The sequence below is a fragment of the Motilibacter deserti genome, from assembly GCF_011250635.1.
Lineage (GTDB): Bacteria > Actinomycetota > Actinomycetes > Motilibacterales > Motilibacteraceae > Motilibacter_A > Motilibacter_A deserti.
On record NZ_JAANNP010000100.1, the window covers coordinates 1 to 6,332 of the forward strand.

Consider the following 6,332-nt stretch of genomic DNA (forward strand, 5'->3'; position numbering starts at 1 on the left):
ACGAGGGCGCGTTCGCCGTCACGGCGACCCGGGGCACCGCGACCGCCGCTCGCACCGTCACCGACGCGTACGTCAGCGACAGCCCGGAGCGCGGCGAGCGCGAGCGCAGCGGGCGCTATGTGATCGTCGAGCTCGACATCGCGGACGCCAACGCGTCGGCCATCCGCTACGACGGGACGCTCAACCAGTTCTACGACCTCGAGGGCGCGTACCGCGTCCGGGTGGCCCAGGACGTCCGCGACGAGCGCGGGCGGGTCCGGCTGCCGGCCTCCGCCACGCCGGTGGCGAACGACGACGTGCTCAGCCCGCTGGTGGACGAGTTCGCCCGCAGCACCTTCGCCGGGTCCTCCGGCTCGGCGCTCAGCTACGGGCTCTACTCCCCGCAGCGCTACCGGGACCGGCCGTCGAGCAAGCGCACGTTCCCGCTCGTGGTCGCCCTGCACGGGGCGGGCGAGCGCGGCACGACCGGCGCCAACCTGGTCGCGAACGAGCTGGCCGTCGCGTTCGTGAAGCCCGAGCGGCAGCAGAAGGACCCGAGCTTCGTGCTCGCCCCGCAGGCCCCGCCGCCGTCGGTGCAGCCGGTGCCTGCCGGGAGCTCGGTGTGGGAGGTGCCCGGCGTGCAGTCCGCGCTGATGGAGCTCATCACGCGCACCATGGCGCAGTACCCGGTGGACCCCGAACGCGTCTACATCACCGGCCTGTCCATGGGCTCGATGGGGACCTTCGACATCCTGCCCAAGTACCCCGACCTGTTCGCCGCGGCGCTCCCGGTGACCGGTTACGCCGACCTCGAGAGCGCACCGGTCATCAAGGACATCCCCATCTGGGCCACTCACTCCCGGGACGACCGGACCGTGCTCTTCGACCGGGCGGACTCGGACTGGCACCTCATGGACGCGATCGAGGCGACGGGCACCCCCGTCGTCCGTGACGAGTGGGCCGGCAACCTCCCGGACGCGGAGAACGAGGCTCGCGCCCGAGCACAGTGGCAGCGCGCGGAGGCGCTCGGCAGCCACACGTTGTTCACCGCCTTCACAGCGGGGACGACCCCGGTCAACGCGCACTTCTCCTGGGTCCCGACGTACTCCAACGACGTGATGATCGACTGGCTCTTCAGCCACGTGCGCGGGGACTGACCACTGACGGGCGGTCGGGCCTCGCCCGGCCGCCCGCCCGCGGACCGCCCTCGGGAAGACACAGGCTCCACCACTTGACACCGTTGTCAGGCTCAGGTTCGCTCACTTCGCACCACTTCGGTGCACGGCCCGCCAGGGCCGCCGGCCGTTGTCGCCCGGGAGCACTCCTTGCGCCGTACCTCTCTAGCCGCCACCGCCGTGGCCGCCCTCTCGCTGGCCCTGCCGGCCGCGACCGCCTCCGCGGCGCCGGCAGCCGTCGGCGCCGCAGCAGCCGCCGACGCCCCGCTGACGAGCCTGGTGAACCCGTTCATCGGCTCGCAGAACGAGGGCAACACCTACCCCGGGGCCACCGTGCCGTTCGGGATGGCCCAGCTGTCGCCGGACACCGGCCACTCGACGGGCTACAACTACTCCCACGACCGCATCCGCGGCTTCAGCATGGTCCACATCTCCGGGGTCGGCTGCGGCCTCGGCGGCGACCTGCCCGTGCTGCCGACGACCGGCGCCATCGGATCGACGGACTACGCGCAGTACCAGCTGCCGTTCAGCCACACCGGCGAGACGGCGTCGCCCGGCTACTACAAGGTCCCGCTGACCGCGTCGCAGGGCACGATCACCGCCGAGCTGGGCGCGACGACCCACACCGGCTGGTCGCGCTACACGTTCCCGGCCACGACCGAGGCCAACGTCCTGGTCAACACCGGCCAGGCGCTGCACGGCATCAGCAGCTCCGAGGTCCGCGTCATCGACGACCGGACCGTCGAGAGCCGCGTCACGGGCAGCGGCTTCTGCCAGAGCACGAAGCCCTACACGCTCTACTTCGTCACGAAGTTCGACCGCCCGTTCGCGTCCTACGGCACGTGGGACGGCGCGACCGTGACGGCCGGCAGCAACACCTCGTCCGGCAGCGGCCGGCGCGGGGCGTACCTCCGCTTCGACACCACGGGAGACCGCGACGTCGTCGCGACGACCTCGATCTCGTACGTCGACCTCGACGGCGCGCGCAAGAACCTCGCGGCCGAGGGCGGCGGGACGTTCGACTCGGTCGTCGCGGCCGCGCAGGCGCAGTGGGAGCAGCGGCTCGCGCAGGTCCGCGTCCAGGGCGGCAGCGAGACCCAGCGCCGCACGTTCTACTCCTCGCTCTACCGCTCGCTGCTCGCACCCAACACCGGCACCGACGTCGACGGCCGCTACACCGGCTGGGACCAGAAGGTGCACTCGGCTTCGGGCTTCACGTACTACCAGAACTGGTCCCTGTGGGACACCTACCGCACGCAGCAGCAGCTCCTGTCGCTGCTCGCGCCGCAGGAGTCCCGCGACATGGCGCTCTCGCTGCTGCGCGTCGACGCCGAGGGCGGCTGGCTGCCGCGCTGGGGCTACGCCACGGTCGAGACCAACATCATGACCGGCGACCCGGTGACGTCGTTCCTCACGACCGCCTACCAGCAGGGGCTGCTGAAGGGCCACGAGGAGGAGGCGTACGCCGCGCTGAAGAAGAACGCGGACGGCGTGCCTCCGGCGGAGTCGCAGTACAACGGCCGCGCCGGCAACGAGTTCTACCTCGCGAACGGCTACGTCCCCTACATCCCGACGGCGACCGGCAAGCCGGGCGACTACGACCTGCAGCACGGGCCGTCGGCGACGCTGGAGTACGCCCTCGCCGATTCCACGCTCGCGGCGATGGCCAAGGACCTCGGCCATCCCGAGGACGCCGCCCGCTTCCAGGCCCGCGGGCAGAACTTCCGCAACGTCTTCGACCCGCGCACCGGCTTCTTCCGCGCTCGGGACGAGAACGGCATGTTCGTCGGCCCGGCCGACCCGGCCAACAGCGTCGGCTTCCACGAGGGCACGTCGTGGCAGTACATGTGGCTCGCGCAGCAGGACCTGCCGCAGCTGATCGACCTGATCGGCGGCAAGGACGCGACCAACGCCCGGCTGGACAGCTTCTTCGCGTACGACAGGCTGCTCGCGGACTCCGAGGACACGGTGCGCAACGTGTGGGTCAACGGCCCCTACGCGTACTACAACCAGGACAAGTACAACCCGCAGAACGAGCCCGACCTGCACTCTCCCTACATCTACCTGTGGACCGGGCAGCCGTGGAAGACGACCGACGTCGTCCACGCCGCGACCACGCTGTTCACCGACGGCCCGACCGGCATGACCGGCAACGACGACCTCGGCACGATGTCGGCCTGGCACGTGCTGTCCTCGATCGGCGTCTACCCGGTCATCCCCGGCTCCGAGGTCTGGGGCCTGACCAGCCCGGTCTTCGAGCGCGTCGACCTCACGCTGGACCCGGAGTGGTACCCGCGCGGCTCGCTCACGATCAGCGCCCCCGGCACGTCGGCCACGAACCGCTACATCCAGCGGGTGGACCTGGGCGGCAAGAAGCTGCGCGACACCTGGATCACCGGCGAGGACATCCGCGCGGGCAAGGACATCACCTTCACCGTCGGCTCGACGCCGTCCACCTGGGGCACGCGTGACAGCAGCGCACCGCCGGCCATCGGCGCCGGCTACGTGCCGCAGAGCCGGCTCGCGCTGGGCGTCACGAGCTCGTCGGCCGGCATCATCGGCTCCGCGCAGGACCAGACGGTCGACCTGACCGCCGCAGCCGTCAGCACGACGCCGGGCCGGGCGTACGTCACGGTGACCGCGAGCGCCCCTGCGCCGCTGCGCGTCACACCCACGAACGCCAGTGCGTACGTCCAGTCGGACAACCTGCCGATGACGCAGGAGACCGCGCTGCGCGTCACGGTCCCGGGCGGCACGCCCGCAGGCAAGTACCCCGTCACCGTCACGGCCAAGGACACGAAGGGCAATTCGGTGACGCGCACTGCGGTCATCGACGTCCTCGGCCAGTGCGGCGAGGCCGGCGGCTTCTGCCCGCAGGACCTCAGCGCGGCGTACGACGTCGACGGCGCCGCCACGTCCGACAACCGGGCGCAGGGCAACTTCGATGGCGGCGGGTGGAGCTTCCCGGCCGAGCAGCTGCCCGCTGCCGGTGTCGGCATCGTCGGGGGCCGGGTCTACGCGTTCCCGTCCGCGACGGGCACGGCGCGCAACTTCATCGCCGCCAACGGCCAGACCGTCCCGCTCGCGCCCGGCAGGTACGCCGCGCTCGAGGTCCTGCTGTCGGCTCACAACGGCGACTTCACGGGGAACGCGACGGTGAACTACGCCGACGGCACCAGCTCGACGGTGCAGCTCAAGGCCAGCGATTGGGCGGCCGGCTCCCCTCGGCTGGGTGAGGACCGCGCCATCACCGTCTCCGGCCGCTACCACACCGGTGGCGGGGGCGACGGCCTCACGGTCTCGATCTGGCACAACACGCTGACGCTCGACCCGGCCAAGCAGGCCGTGTCGGTCACGCTGCCGAGCCAGAGCCGCATCAAGGTCTACGCGATCACCGCGCGCATGCCCTGACCGCTTCCTCAACGCCTCGGCCGGGCCACCCACGAAGGGTGGCCCGGCCGAGTGCGTTGCGGACGGGTCAGAGGGCGCAGGCGCGGCAGCGCTGGGCGCTGTAGGGCTGGGCCGCCTTCTGCAGGGTCGTGGCCGGGACGATCGTGCGGCAGTCCTGGCGGGTGTGGAAGCGGAAGCTCGACGAGCCACCTCCGGGAAGGCGCGGGAGCTGCTCCACCCATCCGCTCGGCGGGGTGTAGGCCATGGGTCTTCTTCTTCCTGACGGGACGTGCAACGGGCCGGGCGGACGTCGGGGGCTGGGGCGCTGGGCGCCCCGGTGCTCCGCCTGCTGCGCGGCGTTGCGCTGGCCGATGGTCGTTGCTCGACATCGACGGAGCCCACCCGAAGCCCGGCTCCTACCCCGCGTCCCCCTGTCCCACGCGCGGACGCGGCGTCCGGCTCGCCGCTCGTCGGCCTACGTCGCGGGGCGCCCTCACCGATGAGTCCGGCCCCGCCCGGGCGTCCAACTCCACGACACCGCAGGCACCGCGAGCGAGCGGCCGCCGCCCCCGACGAAGGAGCCCCCATGACCATGATCTTCGTGAACCTGCCCGTCAAGGACGTCAAGGCCTCCGCCGCGTTCTGGAGCGCCCTCGGCTACGGCCGCAACGAGCAGTTCTGCGACGAGCAGACGACCAACGTCATCCTCGACGACAACATCTTCCTCATGCTGCTGCAGCACGCCCGGTTCACGGACTTCCTGCCCGCCGGCACGTCGATCGCGGACGGCGCGGCCGGCACCCGCGCGCTGTACGCGCTCTCCGCGGACAGCCGCGAGGCCGTCGACGCCCTCGTCGACAAGGCGCTCTCCGCCGGCGGCTCGGACTGGATGCCGGCCCAGGACCACGGCTTCATGTACGGCCGCTCGTTCCGCGACCTCGACGGCCACGTCTTCGAGGTCATGTGGATGGACCCGGCCGTCGCCAGCGGCCAGGCCGAGATGCCGGAGACGGTCGGCGCGAGCGCCTGACCGGGGCTTGCCGGACCGACGTCGTGCTGGGGCCGACGTCGTGCGGGTGACGGACCTCGTGCGATGACCACCACGGCCGAGCCACAGCTCGGCCGTGGTGGTTCCTGCGCCGCGCCGGTCGCGTGCGGCGCCTGACCCCGGCGCCCGGCGGGTGCATCAGGCAGGCAGGTCACGCCCCCACGTACGCCGCCAGGTGCCGGCCCGTGAGGGTGGACCGGTCCGCGACGAGGTCGGCCGGCGTACCGGAGAAGACGACGCGTCCACCGTCGTGGCCGGCGCCGGGGCCGAGGTCGAGGATCCAGTCGGCGTGCGCCATGACCGCCTGGTGGTGCTCGATGACGATGACGGACTTGCCGGAGTCGACGAGCCGGTCGAGCAGGCCGAGCAGCTGCTCGACGTCGGCCAGGTGCAGGCCAGTGGTCGGCTCGTCGAGGACGTAGACGCCGCCCTTCTCGCCCATGTGCGTCGCGAGCTTCAGCCGCTGCCGCTCGCCCCCGGACAGCGTCGTCAGCGGCTGGCCGAGGCTGAGGTAGCCGAGCCCGACGTCCACGAGCCGGCCGAGGATCGCGTGCGCGGCGGGCAGCTTGGCCTCGCCGGTGCCGAAGAACTGCTCCGCCTCGGTCACCGGCATCGCGAGCACCTCGCTGATGTCGCGCCCGCCGAAGCGGTAGTCCAGCACCGAGGCCTGGAACCGCTTGCCCTCGCACTCCTCGCAGGTCGTGGCCACCCCGGCCATGATCCCGAGGTCGGTGTAGATC

The 6,332-nt window shown here is 71.9% G+C and carries 4 protein-coding genes and 1 pseudogene; 3 read left to right on the forward strand and 2 right to left on the reverse strand.

From position 1 onward, the window contains the following. Nucleotides 1-1,136: PHB depolymerase family esterase (locus G9H71_RS20395; RefSeq protein ID WP_166284621.1), on the forward strand; the 1,136-nt coding region annotated here is incomplete at its 5' end. Between the two features lie 198 nt (nt 1,137-1,334). After that, nucleotides 1,335-3,647: pseudogene (locus G9H71_RS20400) on the forward strand (GH92 family glycosyl hydrolase); the annotation flags it as partial. A gap of 985 nt (nt 3,648-4,632) precedes the next feature. On the opposite strand, the gene G9H71_RS20405 reads toward G9H71_RS20400, so the two are convergent. Continuing rightward, the gene (locus G9H71_RS20405; RefSeq protein ID WP_166284623.1) at nt 4,633-4,809 is read right to left on the reverse strand and encodes a hypothetical protein; all 177 of its coding nucleotides are present in this window, start codon (nt 4,807-4,809) and stop codon (nt 4,633-4,635) included. A gap of 321 nt (nt 4,810-5,130) precedes the next feature. On the opposite strand from G9H71_RS20405, the gene G9H71_RS20410 reads away from it, so the two are divergent. Beyond that, a complete protein-coding gene (locus G9H71_RS20410) occupies nt 5,131-5,574 on the forward strand; it encodes a VOC family protein (RefSeq protein ID WP_166284624.1) in 444 nt (147 codons plus the stop codon). Between the two features lie 169 nt (nt 5,575-5,743). On the opposite strand, the gene G9H71_RS20415 is transcribed toward G9H71_RS20410, so the two are convergent. Further along, on the reverse strand, nt 5,744-6,332 hold a 589-nt coding region (locus G9H71_RS20415; protein WP_166284625.1), incomplete at its 5' end, for an ATP-binding cassette domain-containing protein.

Bases quoted from the DNA above. Each gene is read 5' to 3' on its own strand.
- G9H71_RS20405 (WP_166284623.1), bottom strand. From the start codon at position 4,809: ATGGCCTACACCCCGCCGAGCGGATGGGTGGAGCAGCTCCCGCGCCTT.
- G9H71_RS20410 (WP_166284624.1), top strand. From the start codon at position 5,131: ATGACCATGATCTTCGTGAACCTGCCCGTCAAGGACGTCAAGGCCTCC.